Source organism: Staphylococcus sp. HMSC067F07 (genome assembly GCF_001837405.1).
Taxonomy (GTDB): Bacteria; Bacillota; Bacilli; order Staphylococcales; family Staphylococcaceae; genus Staphylococcus; species Staphylococcus capitis.
This window is the reverse complement of record NZ_KV832234.1, coordinates 657,233-674,293: the sequence shown is the minus strand read 5'-3', so window position 1 is coordinate 674,293 and position 17,061 is coordinate 657,233. Positions and strand designations below refer to the sequence as shown.

The following is a 17,061-nucleotide window of genomic DNA, read 5'->3' as shown; positions in this document are numbered from 1 at the left end:
AATACATTATTCCCATTCTAATTAGATGAAAAACGTATATTTTTATTATTATGTTAAATTTTTTTCGTTTTTAGAACTACGGTATTCTAGAATGTCAGAATTCTTATCCTTAACTAATACCTTATTGCTAGGACGTGGCTTTTCATCACTAAGCGACTTAAAGAGCGACCAAATCATAACTATGATTACGAGTGAAAATGGTAATGCAGCTATGATAAGTAAGTTTTGTATTGCTTGTGTGCCACCAGTGTAAATCATAATTATTGCAAATAGTGCCATGATAATACCCCAGCTTACCTTTACAAATGAAGCAGGATTTATATCTCCACGAGCACTTAACATACCCAGTACATAAGTAGCGGAGTCGGCTGAAGTCACAAAGAAAATCATAATCACTACTAGAGTAATAATACTTAATATAAATCCAAGCGGATATTGTTCTAACGTTGCAAATGTAGCTGTCTCTGTAGCTGCTTTAGCAATATTAGCTATATGATGATCTTGTAAATAAATTGCTGAAGCACCGAAGACTGCAAAGAATAAGAAACATACTAGTGCTGGAACAAATAGTACGCCTAAAATAAATTCTTTGATTGTTCTACCTCTTGAGACACGTGCGATAAAGATTCCAACAAATGGCGCCCATGAAATCCACCATGCCCAATAGAAAATTGTCCATTGTTGTAACCATTTAAATTTCTCTCCACCTGATGGAATTCTCAAACTCATTTTAAAGAAATTGGCTATGTAATTCCCTAAACCATTCGTAAATGTGTTCAAAATATAAAGTGTCGGTCCAACAATGAATAATCCGACTAAAACTAGAAATGCTAACCCCATATTGATGTTACTTAAAGTTTTAATACCTTTATCAATACCTGACCATGCTGACCAAGTAAATAATATAGTAGCAACGATAATAAGGATAACTTGTGTTCCAAAGTTATTTGGCACTTTAAACAAGAAGTTAAGGCCTTCATTAATTTGTAATGCTCCAAATCCTAATGTTGCTGCAACACCTGTTACAGTCGCTATGACTGCTAATACATCTATCGCACCACCTATCGGACCTCGCATAGCTTTTTCACCGAAAATGGGCGTTAATGTTGCACTTACAAGACCGGGATATCCCTTATGGAAACTAAAATACGCAAAGACGAGCGCTACAATGCCGTAAACTGCCCAGGCATGTATACCCCAATGGAAGAAAGAAAATTGCATGGCGTCATTAATGGCTGACTGCGTTCCAGCTTTATGTATTGGAGTTAAAGTAAACGCGTGACTTATAGGCTCCGCAGTGGTCCAGAATACTAATCCGATACCCATACCTGCACTAAATAACATAGCAAACCATGAAGGAAGTGAGAATTCAGGATCTTCTCCTTCTTTACCTAATGTAATTGATGCATATCTAGAGAATAATAAATAAACACTTACTATAAGTATGAGTAGGACAAGTAGAAGATAATACCATGAAAAATGAACTGCTATAAATGAAGTTACAGTTTGCGTAACTTGTTCAAGTTGTTTAGGTAGAATCGCACCATAAATAACAAATGCTGTACAAATTGCTAATGCTACCCAAAATACAATGCTGATTTTACTTGTATTTGTTGATTTCATAAATAAAACAATCACCTCTTTCCTATGTTTATTACCCATCCCAAGTATTATCAATCATTTATACTTTGTATTTTTAAAATATATAACTTTTTAATTGTATAGTTATGATGGCGACAAGATTGAATATAAAATTAGCAGTAAGATGATTCATAATTGAAATCATCTTACTGCTATTCTTTCTAGGAAATATGTCGATAATTATTTTTCCACATTAATAACTAATTTACCTATCATCGTATTTGACTCTAAAATTTGATGAGCTTGGTAAAGTGTCTCGGTGGTTAAACCATTAATCACCTTCGTAGTTGTATGGTGATATTGCCCTTGTTCAACCCTTTCAGAAATATCTTTCAAATACTCATGATGTTTAATCATGTCATTCGTGCGATTGACTGGTCTGGCGAACATAAATTCATGAGTAAAGTTAACACTCTTAGGTTTGAGTAGATTTAAGTCTTGCTTTTCTTTAAATGCAACAATCGTTGCGATATGACCTAATGGTTTAATAAGTTCAATCATTTTCTCATAATATAAATCTGTATCAAATGTGCAGAAAATGTAATCTACTTCATTAATATCGTGATGCTCAAGTTGTGTCTTTAAATCTTCTTTATGATTGATTACAATATCAGCACCCATAGACTTCGTCCATTCAATCGTTTCCTCACGAGATGCAGTGGTAATAACCATTAAGCCATGTGCTTTAGCAATTTGTGTAGCAATACTACCTACCCCACCGGCCCCGTTAATGATAAGAAGAGATTTACCTTTGTTCTTTTCAGGGTCATGAGATATTTGAAACACATCAAATAATGTTTCAGATGCTGTGAGACCAGTGAGAGGTAAACTTGCCGCTTGTTCAGGCTTAAGATTAGATGGTGCTTTCGCTACTAATTCTTCCTCAATTAACTGATATTCTTCATTAGAGCCATGCTGATTTGGAGAACCTGAATAAAACACATAGTCTCCTGTCTCAAACATTGTGACATCTTCTCCAACTTGTTCGACAATACCTGCCGCATCAAATCCTAATATACGTGGTGCATGGTTAACTGGTAAGATGCGTTGTTTCGTATCAACCGGATTGACACTTATACTTTGAACCTTTATTAATAACTGATTCCTAGTTGGATTTGGAATATTAAATTCAATTTCTTGAAATTGATTACCATCTTCTAGATTGAACGGTGCATTAAATCCTATTGCTTTCATGATTCCACCTCTATGTTGATTTTATTAAATTAATTATAGCATTTAATTCAATTCACTCATTTAAACAGTTTTTTTGAAGATGAAGATACTAAACGTCAGAGACTTTAATTACTTGTTTACCAAAATTATCACCAGTGAGTAAATTTCTAAATGCTTGAGGTACTTTATCGAAACCCTCTTCTACAGATACTTGAGTCTTAATCTTACCCTCTTGTACCCATTTAGCGAGTTGTTCGCTTGCATTTTTAAAGTCATCAGCGAATTCGGCAACTAAGAAACCTCTCATCATCGCTTGTTTCTTGATGAGTGTCCCTTGAATACGTGGACCAATATCTTCTTCAGGATGGTTATAAGAAGAAATGGCACCGCAAACAGGAATACGTGCATGTGTGTTTAGGTGTTTAAATACTTCATCACCTATTTCACCGCCTACATTTTCATAATAGACATCGATGCCATCTGGAACAGCATCTGCTAATGTTTGGGCGAAATCATCTTTCTTATAATCTACACCTGCATCAAAATCTAATTCTTTAGTAAGATAATTTACTTTCTTATCTCCTCCTGCGATACCTACAACTCTACATCCTTTAATTTTAGCAATTTGGCCGACAACTGAACCTACTGCACCTGAAGCTGCTGAAACAACTACGGTTTCACCTTCTTTAGGCTGTCCAATGTCTAAAAGGCCATGATAAGCAGTTTGCCCTGGCATTCCTAGGACGCTTAAATATAAGTCAAGTGGCACATCTGTTGAAGGTACTTTATCGATATGCTCTGTTGATACAGTGTTTATTTTCTTCCACGGAAGCATGCCCACGACAATGTCACCTTCATTATAATCTTTAGCATTTGATTGAATAACTTTAGCTACGATATGTCCATTGAATGGCTCTCCTTTTTTAAAAGGCTGGACATAGGAATCTGCATTCGTCATACGGCCTCTCATATATGGATCCACTGAAATATATAATGTTTCTAATTGAACTTCATTATTTTTAGGTTCTTGTACATCAGTTTCTTCATATTTGAATGTATCATCTTGTGGCATTCCATCTGGAACTTTGTTAAATACGATTTGTTCATTTTTCATATGATATCACCCTTTTTTGAATATTAATTCTGTAAATATCATACCTCGAACAAGGTCATCGCAATCATAGAAAATCACTTGTATAATAAGAGCAAGCATTGAGAAATTGGTTGAATCATGACGTATGGGAGGTTTAATTTTCCTAAAATGAAATTAAGCATATTAGATTATGTACCGATATTTGAAGGTAGAAGTGCACACGAAGCATTTCAGCATAGTGTAGAGTTAGCACAACGAGCTGAACAATTAGGTTATGTGAGATATTGGGTGGCTGAGCATCATCAAGTTCGTTCTGTGGCATCAAGCGCCCCTGAAATGGTCATGATGACATTATTGGAACAGACGAGTAATATCAAGATTGGAAGTGGTGGTGTCATGTTGCCACACTACAGCCCGTATAAAGTAGCTGAACAATTTAAGATGATGGAAGCACGCCATCCTCATCGTGTAGATATGGCGATAGGACGCTCTCCAAGTTTCAACAACGTGAACGCTGCATTAAATGAGAATAAAGAAAGAAAACTAGATTTTGATACACAGTTAGATGATTTGAATAAATACTTGAATGATGACATTGATAAAGCGCACCGCTTCAAGACGTTATTAGCTACCCCGTTAATCCCGACCAAGCCTGAAATGTATATTTTAGGTATGAGTGAACGAAGTGCAAAGTTAGCTGGCAGACGCGGTTTGCCATTTGTTATTGCTAAAATGGGACAATCGTCAAGTGCTATTGAAGAAGTTATAAATGTCTACAAAAATGAGTTTGCACGTTGGCATGGTAGATATTGGAAATCGTCTGGCGATGGCGATAATCGTGCTTTTGGTAGGACATCTCATGGAAGTTCAGAGGAAGATTTTGCTGGGGATTCACATAGAGGTGTTAAGGATTATTCTGGCGAACATGTGCATGAGGCTTTTGAAGAAGAATCTAGAGACCATGTGCATGAAGCTTCTGAGGAAGATTCTAGAGGCCATGTGCATGAAGCTTTTAAAGAACTTTCTGGTGGTGTGAAACCGTATGTGATATTAGCTACATTTGTAGTAACGGGTGATAATGAGGTTGAAGTTGAAGAGCTTTTAAGCGCATTACAACTTTGGTTGTTACGTATTAATTATTTAGATCAACCTCAGTTTTACCCATCTATTGAAACCGCTAAGAATCGAGTTTATAGCGAGCGCGAGAAAGAGAAACTTGAACAGAATAAGCGTAGAATTATTTATGACTCGCCTCGCGAAGTATCACGTCAGTTAAAGGATATTAAAAGTTTGTTTGGAGTAGATGAGTTAATGATATTGCCAAATGTTTATGGAGAAGATGCGCGTTTTGAGTTAATTGAATTATTGGCACGAGAATTAGATATTTAGTGTGTTTGCATTATTAGGCACAATATTGAATCATTTTATTCGTTGAATAGAGTAGGACTAGATAACTGTATGGAGTGTGGGCTGTTGATTCAACATGATGGTGTTTAAGAAGATATGGTTTTAATAGAGAGGCGCACTGATGCATTAAAATTGTGAGGAGCCAAATGCATGAGTGCGCTTCAACTATATGAATTATTTGCTCCATAGAAATTGAATGATGTCGTTTGCTATATTTTTATTTTCGTGTAATTGGCTATGTTGAGCTGTTTTACCGGTAAATTTATTTTCCGTGTAAGATTTTGGACTATTTCCTAGTAAATATTTCAAAGATTTTGATGAACTATTTGATACACGACCATCAGAATGTGTGCCATCTTGAATATCTCCATAAATATTGAGTACATCAATGTTTTTATCTTTATAAACTTCTTTTAAAGATAATAACTTTTTGAAATCATCGTTCATTTTATTTGGCTTACCATTTCGATCTAAGTTTATTTCATTTATCTTTTCATTAAGATTTAGTACGCCATTATAAGTACCTGCAATATTTACTTCTTTTTGAAGGTGTGGCAAATATTTATCATTTCCATAGTTATTCATATAATAAGCAAATGACATATTCCCCATTGAGTGTGCTACAAAATTAAATTTATTGATATTATATTGGGATTTCAATTGAGACAAGACATTTTTAATCCATCGTGCATTTTCATTAAAATCACCATTGCGATTATTTTCAAATTCGATTTTTATAATTGGATTTTTTACATTTTTATCTATAGAACCAATAAAAGTCACATTACCATTGCGAGATACTTTTGCTATCATCACATCCTTTGTAACGCCCTTTTTAACTGCTTGATTAACCATGAAACTTTCTGATTTTTCGCTTCCTCCATATCCATGCATAAATAGAGTGGCCACAAGTTTATGTTGATGTTGAGTAACTGAAGACGGAATATGTTTGCCCGATTGACGGCTACAAAGTACAGTAAATAATATCAAAGTAACAATAATAATAAGTATAAAGACCATCGCAGAAGATTTTGATTTCATCATCTTACCTCATTTTGTTTATTTTATATATTATATACGATTAGAGAGGTATTTGCTCATATTTAAAGACTCACTACATCTAATGTAATGAGTCTTTGGAACATACAAGCTGTATTTAAATGATAAATTTTTAAAAGGAAATTATTTGATTTCTTTTGTTTTAGCTAATTCTTTGTACCAATAAGCACTTTTCTTAGGATATCTTTCATGTGTATCAAAATCGACGTAGAAAAGACCGTAACGTTTTTCATAACCATTTGACCATGAGAATACGTCCATCAATGACCATAAGAAGTATCCTTTCACATTAGCACCATCTGCAATTGCATCAGCAATCACGTTTAAATGTTTCTTAACATAATCAATACGGGCATCGTCATGTACAGTTTTCTCTTTTTCATCAAATTCATCTTTGTATCCTAAACCATTTTCAGTAACATAGATTTTATGATAATTTGGATAATCTTTCACAACCCTCATAATTTGATCGTATAATCCTTGAGGATAAATCATCCAATCCCAATCTGTTCTAGGTACATCTACATCAAATTCTCTTTGACCGACACCTTTAAGTTGGTATTTAGAACCACCTTTATCTCCAGTCGCATTGTGCGTAATCTCAGATTCACCTTCATAACCTCTCATCCAATCACTCATGTAATAATTGATACCTAAGAAGTCATTTAAATCTTTAGCAGCATCTAAAATTTTATAATCTTCGTCAGGGATATTCAATTTACCACCATTAACAGATAAGATATGTTGAACACCTTCCATTGTTTCACGAGAATACTTACCTAAGTATGTGGCATCTAAAATAAATTTATTATGGATAATGTCCTCTAGTTCTGCTGCTTTAACATCTTCAGGATTAGAAGAATCAAATGGATATTTTGTAGGTAAGGCATGAACTACCCCTATTTCACCTGAATATTGCCCATCTTTAAATAACTTTACAGCTCGAGCATGTGCAACCATCATGTTATGGTGAGATTGAAAAACCTTTTCAAAGTCATATTTAATACCTGGAGGGAATTTACCTACTAAATATTGACCATCACCGATTGGCCCTATCTCATTGAAAGTAGTCCAGAAATTAACTTCTGGGAATTCTTTAAAGCAAAATTCTGCATAATCTACGAAATAATCAATGGTTTTACGATTTAAGAAATCTCCATCTTTATGAAGTACTTCTGGTGTATCAAAATGGTGTAAAGTAACGAATGGTTCAACATGACGTTTATGACATTCTTTAAATAGCTTATGATAGTACTCTACCCCTTTAGGGTTTACTTCTCCATAGCCTTTAGGAAAAATTCTTGACCATGCAATTGAAATTCTTATACCGTTAACTCCGAATTTCTCACTTAATTCTAAATCGATTGGATATTTATTATAGAAATCACTTGCTGGTTCTGCTGTATACCAATAATTTTCCTCAAGATATGTATCCCAAGCGACACGCCCCTTACCATCAGTTTGAGTTGCTCCTTCTGCTTGATAAGCTGCTGTTGCTCCACCAAAAATAAAATCTTCAGGTAATTTCTTAGTCATGAATAAAACTCCTATCTAATTTTTAAATTGTTGTTTTACAAATTCGAGTGCTGCTTGACCATCTCTAGTTAACTTAATGTATTCAGCGCCTTGTGTTTTAGCTAATTTTATACCTAATTTGTCAGTGTCTTGTTTAATATATTCATAATTTGAGGCTACTTGTGGTGCTAATATAATTAATTGATATTCTTTCATAATATCCATATGTGCACCATAACCACCAGCCGCTGCTGTAACAGGTACACCGTATTCATCTGCTGCTTTATTCAAAGCATTAGCTAATAAACCACTTGTACCTCCTCCTGCGCATAATACTAAGACATTTGTTTGTTCAGTAATATTGCTGTCAGAATGATCTTGATTCACTTCTGGTTGTGAATCATGACTTTGCGAAGCTTCATTCGCTCCGGCAGTTGCTAAAATAGCATCAGCTTTTTTAGTATCAAAGTTAGCTGAAACTTTTTCTTTTAATTCATTATTAACTTCTTTATTACCTAACTCTTCTTCCAAAATCTGCTCATCATAAACCTTAACGAATGGATAATAAATAATGACATCTACTACGATTAAGACAATGGCTAATACAAATGACCAAAACGCAAAACCAGTACCCATCACGATACCTAGAGGACCTGGAGTAGTCCAAGGTAAGAAGATACTAAAACTATTCATATTCAGAACATCAACAAAAAATTTAAATATCCATACATTGACAATTGGCGCTAAAATAAATGGAATAAAGAACACTGGGTTTAATACTAAAGGCGCACCAAACAAGATAGGTTCATTTACACCAAAGAAAGTAGGAACTACTGAGGCACGTCCAATTGCTTTATTACGTTTAGACTTAGTTAGCCACATAAACATGAAAGGTACGACTAATGTTGCACCAGTACCTCCCATAGTTACAACAAACATTTGAGTACCAGGTGTAATGACTTTATCAGCATGTTCGCCTGCTTGAATTAAATGTAAGTTCGCTTCAAGGTTAGCGTAAGTAATTGCTGCAATGGCTGGTTCAACGATTGATGGTCCATGAATACCTACAAACCAGAAGAAAGCGAATGCACCAAAGATAATTGTCACTCCGACCCAACCATCAGCTGCTGTAAATAATGGTTCAAAGATTTTTAATACTGCGTTAGCTACATTGGTATGAATAAAGGCTCTAGCAATTAAATCTAACGCATAAAGAATAATGATTACTGCTGATAATGGGAATATATCTTTGAAAACTTGTGATATATTAGGTGGCACTTCTTTAGGCATTTTTATTGTAATATTATGTTTGATAAAGAAACTATAAACATTAACAGTTATAAACGCTGATAAGAAGGCTGTTAATAAGCCTTTTGTTCCCATGAAAGCACTTAAAAACCCTCCATCTTTTACAGGATCGGCTGCTAAGAACAAGAAACCACACATTGCAGCCATCATTGTTGAAATAAAGTTAATTTGATTCGTGCTTTCCAATCGTCGATTAAATGAATCAGTCAGTGATTTGGCTGTTGTCCCTGCTACAATGAAACCAACAATTCCCATCGTAAAGTTATAGGGTTTCATTAATATACCTTCCATTGTTTTACTCCAAGTAAATCCAAATACATTCGGTACATAAGTGACTAAAATAAATATACTTGAGAACAAGATAATAGGAATTGCTGCAATAAATCCATCACGAATCGCTCTTAAATAAATATTACGAGATATTTTTTCAAAGAACGGCTTTCCTTTTTCTATCCATGCTATTAACTTATTCATAAAGGTCAACTCTTTCTTTTATATAATTCGATTAAATGCTTCATTAGATCTTTTAATAAAATAGTAGTCATTAAATGATCTTGACCATGCATCATCGTTACACTATAAGCAATGTCGTCTCCTTGAGCTTCTTTTTGTAATAAACTAGTTTGAGCACGATGTGCATCAGCAATGCACTGATTACCCTCTTCTATTAAAGATTCGGCTTTATCATACTCTCCCTCTTGTGCGGCTGTTAATGCCTCTAAAAACTTAGACCGTGCATCTCCAGCGTAAGCAACAATTTCAAAACCTAATAATTGTACTTCTTCTCTATTCATGATGTGTCTGTCCCCTTTCGAGAATTAAACTCTCTCTTTCCATGATGTTGCAGTCGTTTCTAAAACTTTATTCAACTCGTCAATGTTTTTGAATCCTGTAGTACGAAGCCATTGTCTAGCCGCTTCTTCACCTTTTTCGATATATACTTGAACTGCGCCTGCCCAAGTAGCTCTACCACAAAGTACTCCATTGAATTGAGCTCCTGCGTCATGTGCAAATTTTAAAGTCTCTTGGAAAAGTTCAGCAGAAACGCCTGCACTTAAGTAAATATATGGTAATTTTGTTGAAGCGTCTTGGTCTTTAAAATATTGTGCTGCTTCTTCTTTAGAATAAGCTACTTCTCCATCAGTGAATCCTTCAACATATTTCATATTTACTGGTACTTCTACTTTTAAGACATCAACATTAAAGCGATCTTCTGAGAATAGTTTCATCGCTTCATTTACTTTTCTTGGTTTCACTTTCGCAAATTCTAGACTACTATTATCTGGAATATTATCGTCATAAGTGAGAACTTCTAAGAAAAATGGAATATCTTCAGCTACACATTCAGATCCAATTCGTTCAATGTAAGCTTTCTTCTGAATATTAATTTCTTCTGCATCGTCGACGTCATAATAAAGCAAGAATTTAACGGCATTTGCACCTTGCTCTTTAAGTCGTTTAGCTGACCATTCTACTAAACAGTCAGGTAATCGACCTTTTGCGTTAACGTCATATCCTGTTTTTTCATAGGCAAGTAATAAACCACACTCTTTATTACGAGCTTCTGATGCAGGTAAACCATATTCAGGGTCCAAAAGAATAGATGACGCGTATTGCGTTAACTCTTCTGATACTAAAACTTTTAATTGTTCAATTTGCTCAATTGTAGGTTCATCTGTTTGATGTTTTGCCATCATACGTTTTAACGCACCACGTTGGTCAAAAGCTAAAGCTGAGATGACACCTTTATCATTACTTAGATGTTCAATTGATGCCGTTTTTTGAGTTGTTTTTACCATGTTTTACACCTCTATAATTTCAATTTGGTCAAAGAGCTGAGAATAATTAGACATATTTACATAACCTGTTTGTGCCTCTTGAGCATTTAACATTCCTAAAGTGTTCGACTTCTTAAGTAGATTCTCATCACTTTCATGATGAACAATTGCTGAAGCTATTCCTGCAACTGTTGAATCTCCAGAACCCACTGGATTAAGTACTTTAATCGAAGGAATGTTTACTTTATAAAATTGATTATTATGTTTAGCAAACGCACCATTCGCACCTAAAGAAACAATAATCCACTCAATACCTTTAAATAATTGATGATTTAAAGCTTTTTTCAGCTCTTCAGTTGATTCATTAAGTTCTGTAGAAATCAATTGTGATAATTCTTCAATATTTGGCTTTATCACTGTCGGTTTGTGATTATTTTGTAACGCTTCCTTTAATGTTTCTCCAGCACAATCCAGCACGACTGGTTTATCATTTTCATTACATATATCAATAATTTTTGAATAATAATTTGAATCTACACCTTTTGGTAAGCTCCCAGAAATAACAACCGATTTAGCTTTTGGTATTAGATCTTTTAAATGCTTCAAAAACCCGGTTGATTCATCCACAGTTATTGTTGGTCCTTGCTCCAAAATCTCTGTTTGGTTGCCATTATGCAATATAGCAATACAATTCCTAGTTTCACCTTTAATTTTGAAAAATGAATGTTTCACTTGATTGTGATTCAACTTTTCTGCTATAAAATCGCCTATTTTACCACCCAAAAAGCCAGTGGCAACAACTTGTTCATTGAGTTGTGATAACACCCTAGTTACATTGAGTCCCTTTCCACCAGCTGTCTTACTAACGTTTTGAACTCTATTAACTGTATCAATATGTAATTCATCCAATGGATAAGAGATATCTACCGAAGGATTTAATGTTAAAGTTAAAATCATGTTGTACTTCCTTAATCGTGATATTCGCCTTTATCCCACTTTTCTAAAAATTCATCAAAGAAATGTGGATCTTCTTGTTTAGCATTATGACTTTCAAGATGATTAATTTTTGCAATTAATTTTTTATTTTCTTCTGTTGGTTTATACTCAGCATTGATAAATGCTTCAATAATGTCGCACATTAAAAGTTCGCCGATGATTTTACCACCAAAACCAATAACATTTGCATTTAATTCCTCTTTCGCATATAAAGCTGAAGTCATATCACGTACAAGTGCAGAACGAACGCCAGCAACTTTGTTAACCGCATTATTAATACCAACACCAGTACCGCAAATACATACACCTAAGTCAGCATTACCGTTTACAACTTCTTCTCCTACTTTTTTACCGAAAATAGGATAATGCGTACGTGTGAAGTCATATGTTCCAACATCAATAACTTCGTGTCCTTTTGACTTTAAAAACTGAGATACTTCCATTTTTGTATCAGTGACAATATGGTCACAACCTAAAGCAATTTTCATTTATTCTCCTCCTATTAGCACATTTTATTGAGCATATCTACGCGAATTTGGTGACGCCCACCATCGTAGTGTCCATTAACGAAACCTTTAACTACATTCTTAGCTAATGTGTCCCCAACAATTTCTGAACCTAGAGTAATCATTTTTGAATTATTATGACCTCTAGTCATATATGCTGAACGTTCGTCTGAAACTTCAGCTGCAATCATCCCTTTAATTTTTGTAGCAACTATAAAACTACCTGCACCATAAGCGTCGATGGCAATACCCAAATTGTCGTCAGACTTTTGAACTTCACGTGCAACAGATACTGTTGAATCTACAAAATCTAAATCTTTACCCTCTGTTACATCTAATACTTCGAAATCGTTCTCTTTCAAATAAACTTTAATTAAATCTTTAAGACGTTTACCATCTACATCAGAACCAATAATAATTGTCATTTTAAGTCTCCTTTTAAAATGATTTTGAAAGCAAACACATATCAATTAAGAAAAGCGCTTTCAATTACCTATGTTTAAATTATAAACACTATACAACAATAATTCAACATATATTGTTTGAACTTTGTTTATTTAATGTTTGTTTTCAAACATTTAGTGAACTTAGTGTTTATACTGGCTTTGTAAATCAACAAAAAAGAGCGGAAATGAAATCTCATTCTCAAAGAATGAATTCATTTACCGCTCTATAAAGGATAATTAATTAATAGATATTAAATTCTATATTTTAGTCAATGACCTCAACATATTTTTCAACTTGTTCTGTCTTTTCCGAATTATTATTATCCATTAATACCGCATTTAATTCTTTTAATTCACAGAAAGATGAAAAATCATCTTTTCCAATTTTTGAAGAATCAATAAGTAAATATTTCTCTATTGAATGTTTTAAAGCAAGTTGTTGGGTGTAAGCTTCATCTATTGAAGATGTCATCGCTACACCATCTTTAACTCCATTACTACTAAAAAACATCTTACTAAATCTCAAGTTATTCAATAATTGATTCGTCATTTCTCCTACGAAAGCTTCAGTTAAATCTCTCATTTCTCCACCTAGCAGATACACTCTAAAATGTAAGCTCTGTTTATTCATGAGAATTTTAAAAACTGGTAAACAATTGGTGATAACAGTAAGTGAATGGTGGTGAATTTCTTCTGCCAATTTTTGCACAGTAGTACCTGGCCCTAAGAATATTGTGTCACCATTTTCTATAAGCTCTACTGCTTTTTTGGCGATATAGCGTTTCTCCTCAATGTAGTGCGTATGTTTTTCTTGGTGAGACATTTCTTTATATTGAAATGCAGAATTACTACGAGCTCCACCATGTATCTTAGTGAGAACGCCTTTCTCTTCTAACTCTGCTAAATCACGTCGAACAGTCATATCTGATACATTAAGACCTTCTACAATTTCATTTGTTCTAACCGTTCCTCTTTTGTTGATGAGTTTTGTAATTTCGTCGAGTCTATCATATTTATTCATATCTATATCCACTTCCTACGATTACATCATTTACAATCTTAATTTGTTTAAACTTTAAATTACTTTTCTTATGTCTTAATATAATTTTATAACATACTTTAAATACTTTAAAATGATAAAGTAATATTTTATGTGAAGTTGTTGCTACTAAAAAATCATAACATGGAATCTATAATAATATCCCTGCTGTTATTTGAGATAAGAATTACAGATTTCCATTAATTATAAATAAATCAAAAACTGAGGTGATTCAATGGAAAAGGAAATTCAACTATTAAAAAGTATTTTAGAAAGATCCAATAACATTGTGTTTTTTACAGGCGCGGGTGTTTCAGTAGCAAGTGGTATTCCAGATTTCCGCTCGATGGGAGGTCTATTTGATGAGATATCAAAGGATGGTCAATCTCCTGAGTATTTACTAAGCGTAGATCATTTAAATGATGATAAAGAGAGTTTTATTGATTTTTATCATAAAAGATTATTAATAGCTGATAAAAAGCCAAATATTGTACATCAGTGGATTGCTGCTTTAGAACGTGAACACAAATCTTTAGGTGTTATTACTCAAAATATTGATGGCTTGCATTCAGATGCAGGAAGTCGTCATGTCGATGAGTTGCACGGCACTTTAAATCGCTTTTACTGTATCAAATGCTACAATGAATACTCAAAATCTCAAGTGATGGAAAATCACATAAGATATTGTGAAAAATGTGGGCAGATTATAAGACCAGATATTGTATTATACGGAGAAATGTTAAATCAAAACACAGTATTTAGAGCTTTAGAAAAATTACAAAAAGCTGACACGCTAGTTGTTCTAGGGTCTTCACTCGTAGTACAACCAGCAGCCGGCTTTGTTTCAGAATTTAAAGGTGACAATTTAATAATAATCAATAGGGATCGCACGCCATATGATCAAAGTGCTGACTTAGTCATACATGATGATATGACAGAAGTCGTCGAAAAGATCATGAAAAAATAGACCGTATACAAGTAGCGTGAAACAATCATGCTACCTTTTTAATTTAATAATTAGTAACTAAAAATATAGAAAAGCTCGCTTAAAAATGATTATATAAAATAAAAAGTTATAAACGACAACACTCGGATTCTAATTACTTATTTCTATAACTAATGATAATTGAAAATAAAAAAACACTTCCCATATAATGGGAAGTGTTTTTGCGCGTTCGCCAAAATTAACGTTTTGAGAATTGAGGAGAACGACGAGCTTTTTTAAGACCTGGTTTTTTACGTTCTTTCATACGTGGGTCACGAGTAAGTAATCCAGCGCGTTTTAAAGAACCTCTGTATTCAGGGTCAGCTTCTAATAAAGCACGAGCGATTCCGTGACGGATAGCTTGAGCTTGTCCAGTGAAACCACCACCGTGAACGTTTACTAAAACGTCATAGTTACCTTTAGTTTCAGTAACATCGAATGGTTGATTTAAGTCTAAGATTAATGATTCGAATGGTAAGTAGTCACGTACGTCACGGTTATTAACTGTAATGTTACCTTCACCTGGTACTAAACGTACACGTGCTACTGAGTTTTTACGACGGCCTGTACCTTTATATTCAACTTGTGCCAATGTAATTTCCTCCTTCTAATTAACCACGTAACTCGTAGTTTTCTGGTTGTTGTGCAGCGTGTGGATGTTCAGCGCCACCATATACAAATAATTTTTTACCTTGTTTTTCACCTAAGCGTGAACTTGGTAACATACCTTTGATAGAAGTTTCTAATAAACGTTCTGGGTTTGTTCTTCTTAATTCACCTGCTGTGATTGATTTTAAACCACCTGGGTGATTTGAATGACGGTGGTACATTTTATCTTGTTCTTTATTACCAGTGAATTCGATTTTTGAAGCGTTGATGATGATTACATAGTCACCAGTATCAACGTGTGGTGTATAAGTTACTTTATTTTTACCGCGTAAGATAGCAGCTACTTCAGATGATAAACGACCTAATGTTTGGCCTTCAGCATCAATAACATACCATTTGCGCTCAATGTTTGATTCATTTGCCATAAATGTTTGACGCATAATAATTGTCCTCCTAAAAATAAATGCTTCATTCTTAATTGTTTTGTCAATCGATCACATTCGAACCTATGATCAAAAAACGCACAATTTTAATATTTGTTACGATTTAAAAGCGTAAGATTTCATTTATTTTATTAACTGTAGTTCTACTTTGCTTATATATCTAGTAACACAATAAGTTTCCGGGGCTTATCGTGGGGTGATATAAAACAATACCGTTAATAATCTTATAATTTCACAATGCTTTTGTCAATGACATTCAGTCATTTTCCAATGATTTTTTAAGATGTATTTTAATATCATTTCCAAACTCTTCTGTTAGTGATTCTGGCGACAAATAAATCTTTTCTAAGTAAAGTCCTTCTGCCGGAGCAGTAAAAGGCACATTGTTTCTATTTTTTTCTTCAAGTAGTTGCGGAACTTCGTCGGGTTGTCGCTTCCCTTTTCCCACCTCTATTAAAAATGCTACAAGAACACGAACCATGTTATAAAGAAATCCAGAACCAGTAACCACATAATCAAAACCTGTCTCAGTTTGAACCACTTCACTTTGGTATAACGTTCTTACTTTACTTTCCACTTCCGTTTTCTGAGAACAAAACCCCGTAAAGTCATGTGTACCAATAAAATGATGCGCAGCTTCATTCATTTTTGATAAATCTAAATCACTATTTATAAATGTTTCGAGACCACTTTTAAAGGGATTACGATGTTCACCTTGATAAACTTTATAGCGATATCTCTTGCCGACACAATCATATCTACAATGAAAGTTTTCTTCTACTGTTTGAACGTTTTTGACGTAAATATCATCAGGTAAAAAACGATTCATCGCATATTGCCATTGTTGATTATCTATATTTAACTCAGTATCAAAATGGAAAAATTGTTGATACGCATGCACCCCTCTATCTGTACGACTGGTAGGATGAATTCGTACATGCCGTTTATGCATACGTTTTAAAATCTTTTCAAATTGTTGCTGTACAGTTCTTCCTTGTTGTTGGATTTGAAATCCTAAAAATTGATTACCCTGGTATGCTATTTCTACTAAAATTCGCAATGT

At 34.0% G+C, this 17,061-nt stretch carries 17 protein-coding genes; 2 read left to right on the top strand and 15 right to left on the bottom strand.

Features of this window, described 5'->3' with window-relative positions; all coding sequences use genetic code 11:
* Positions 1 to 48: 48 nt before the first annotated feature.
* From HMPREF2706_RS06565 to HMPREF2706_RS06555, 3 genes are all read right to left on the bottom strand, one after another.
* A complete protein-coding gene (locus tag HMPREF2706_RS06565) occupies positions 49 to 1,623 on the bottom strand; it encodes a BCCT family transporter (protein WP_030058570.1) in 1,575 nt (524 codons plus the stop codon).
* A 198-nt stretch (positions 1,624 to 1,821) separates the two neighbouring features.
* A complete protein-coding gene (locus HMPREF2706_RS06560) occupies positions 1,822 to 2,835 on the bottom strand; it encodes a zinc-binding alcohol dehydrogenase family protein (protein ID WP_070862273.1) in 1,014 nt (337 codons plus the stop codon).
* An 88-nt stretch (positions 2,836 to 2,923) separates the two neighbouring features.
* Positions 2,924 to 3,928, bottom strand: a complete 1,005-nt coding sequence (locus tag HMPREF2706_RS06555; protein WP_049428220.1) for an NADP-dependent oxidoreductase — start codon at positions 3,926 to 3,928, stop codon at positions 2,924 to 2,926.
* 147 nt (positions 3,929 to 4,075) lie between these two features.
* Here HMPREF2706_RS06555 and HMPREF2706_RS06550 point away from each other — a divergent pair, with 147 nt between their 5' ends.
* Positions 4,076 to 5,296, top strand: a complete 1,221-nt coding sequence (locus HMPREF2706_RS06550) for an LLM class flavin-dependent oxidoreductase (RefSeq protein WP_070862272.1) — start codon at positions 4,076 to 4,078, stop codon at positions 5,294 to 5,296.
* A 192-nt stretch (positions 5,297 to 5,488) separates the two neighbouring features.
* Here HMPREF2706_RS06550 and HMPREF2706_RS06545 read toward each other — a convergent pair whose 3' ends face one another.
* The 9 genes from HMPREF2706_RS06545 to HMPREF2706_RS06505 form a co-directional block, all read right to left on the bottom strand.
* Positions 5,489 to 6,355 carry an alpha/beta hydrolase gene (locus HMPREF2706_RS06545; RefSeq protein WP_037579012.1) on the bottom strand — a complete coding sequence of 289 codons (867 nt, stop codon included), beginning with the start codon at positions 6,353 to 6,355 and terminating at the stop codon, positions 5,489 to 5,491.
* Between the two features lie 141 nt (positions 6,356 to 6,496).
* Positions 6,497 to 7,909 carry a 6-phospho-beta-galactosidase gene (gene lacG / locus HMPREF2706_RS06540; RefSeq protein WP_070597534.1) on the bottom strand — a complete coding sequence of 471 codons (1,413 nt, stop codon included), beginning with the start codon at positions 7,907 to 7,909 and terminating at the stop codon, positions 6,497 to 6,499.
* 15 nt (positions 7,910 to 7,924) lie between these two features.
* On the bottom strand, positions 7,925 to 9,670 hold the full coding sequence (locus HMPREF2706_RS06535; protein ID WP_070862271.1) for a lactose-specific PTS transporter subunit EIIC: 1,746 nt from the start codon (positions 9,668 to 9,670) through the stop codon (positions 7,925 to 7,927).
* 5 nt (positions 9,671 to 9,675) lie between these two features.
* Positions 9,676 to 9,990 carry a PTS lactose transporter subunit IIA gene (gene lacF / locus HMPREF2706_RS06530; RefSeq protein WP_002432608.1) on the bottom strand — a complete coding sequence of 105 codons (315 nt, stop codon included), beginning with the start codon at positions 9,988 to 9,990 and terminating at the stop codon, positions 9,676 to 9,678.
* Positions 9,991 to 10,014: 24 nt separating this feature from the next.
* Positions 10,015 to 10,995: a tagatose-bisphosphate aldolase gene (gene lacD / locus HMPREF2706_RS06525; RefSeq protein ID WP_002432501.1), complete on the bottom strand. Its 981-nt coding sequence runs from the start codon at positions 10,993 to 10,995 to the stop codon at positions 10,015 to 10,017.
* A gap of 3 nt (positions 10,996 to 10,998) precedes the next feature.
* Positions 10,999 to 11,931 (bottom strand): tagatose-6-phosphate kinase, encoded by a 933-nt coding sequence (locus HMPREF2706_RS06520; protein ID WP_064212203.1) that lies wholly within the window; start codon positions 11,929 to 11,931, stop codon positions 10,999 to 11,001.
* A gap of 11 nt (positions 11,932 to 11,942) precedes the next feature.
* Complete coding sequence (gene lacB / locus HMPREF2706_RS06515) at positions 11,943 to 12,458, bottom strand: galactose-6-phosphate isomerase subunit LacB (RefSeq protein ID WP_002432294.1); 516 nt, start codon at positions 12,456 to 12,458, stop codon at positions 11,943 to 11,945.
* A 14-nt stretch (positions 12,459 to 12,472) separates the two neighbouring features.
* Positions 12,473 to 12,901: a galactose-6-phosphate isomerase subunit LacA gene (gene lacA, locus HMPREF2706_RS06510; RefSeq protein WP_002432864.1), complete on the bottom strand. Its 429-nt coding sequence runs from the start codon at positions 12,899 to 12,901 to the stop codon at positions 12,473 to 12,475.
* Positions 12,902 to 13,187: 286 nt separating this feature from the next.
* Positions 13,188 to 13,943 (bottom strand): DeoR/GlpR family DNA-binding transcription regulator, encoded by a 756-nt coding sequence (locus HMPREF2706_RS06505; protein ID WP_002432763.1) that lies wholly within the window; start codon positions 13,941 to 13,943, stop codon positions 13,188 to 13,190.
* A gap of 253 nt (positions 13,944 to 14,196) precedes the next feature.
* Between HMPREF2706_RS06505 and HMPREF2706_RS06500 the strand changes: the two genes are divergently transcribed.
* Entirely contained in the window at positions 14,197 to 14,928 is a 732-nt protein-coding gene (locus HMPREF2706_RS06500) for an NAD-dependent protein deacylase (protein WP_023351310.1), read from the top strand.
* Between the two features lie 217 nt (positions 14,929 to 15,145).
* On the opposite strand, the gene rpsI is transcribed toward HMPREF2706_RS06500, so the two are convergent.
* The 3 genes from rpsI to truA form a co-directional block, all read right to left on the bottom strand.
* The gene (rpsI, locus tag HMPREF2706_RS06495) at positions 15,146 to 15,538 is read right to left on the bottom strand and encodes a 30S ribosomal protein S9 (protein WP_002443706.1); all 393 of its coding nucleotides are present in this window, start codon (positions 15,536 to 15,538) and stop codon (positions 15,146 to 15,148) included.
* 19 nt (positions 15,539 to 15,557) lie between these two features.
* Complete coding sequence (gene rplM / locus HMPREF2706_RS06490; RefSeq protein ID WP_002432528.1) at positions 15,558 to 15,995, bottom strand: 50S ribosomal protein L13; 438 nt, start codon at positions 15,993 to 15,995, stop codon at positions 15,558 to 15,560.
* 259 nt (positions 15,996 to 16,254) lie between these two features.
* A complete protein-coding gene (gene truA, locus HMPREF2706_RS06485) occupies positions 16,255 to 17,058 on the bottom strand; it encodes a tRNA pseudouridine(38-40) synthase TruA (RefSeq protein ID WP_002432901.1) in 804 nt (267 codons plus the stop codon).
* Positions 17,059 to 17,061: the final 3 nt, after the last annotated feature.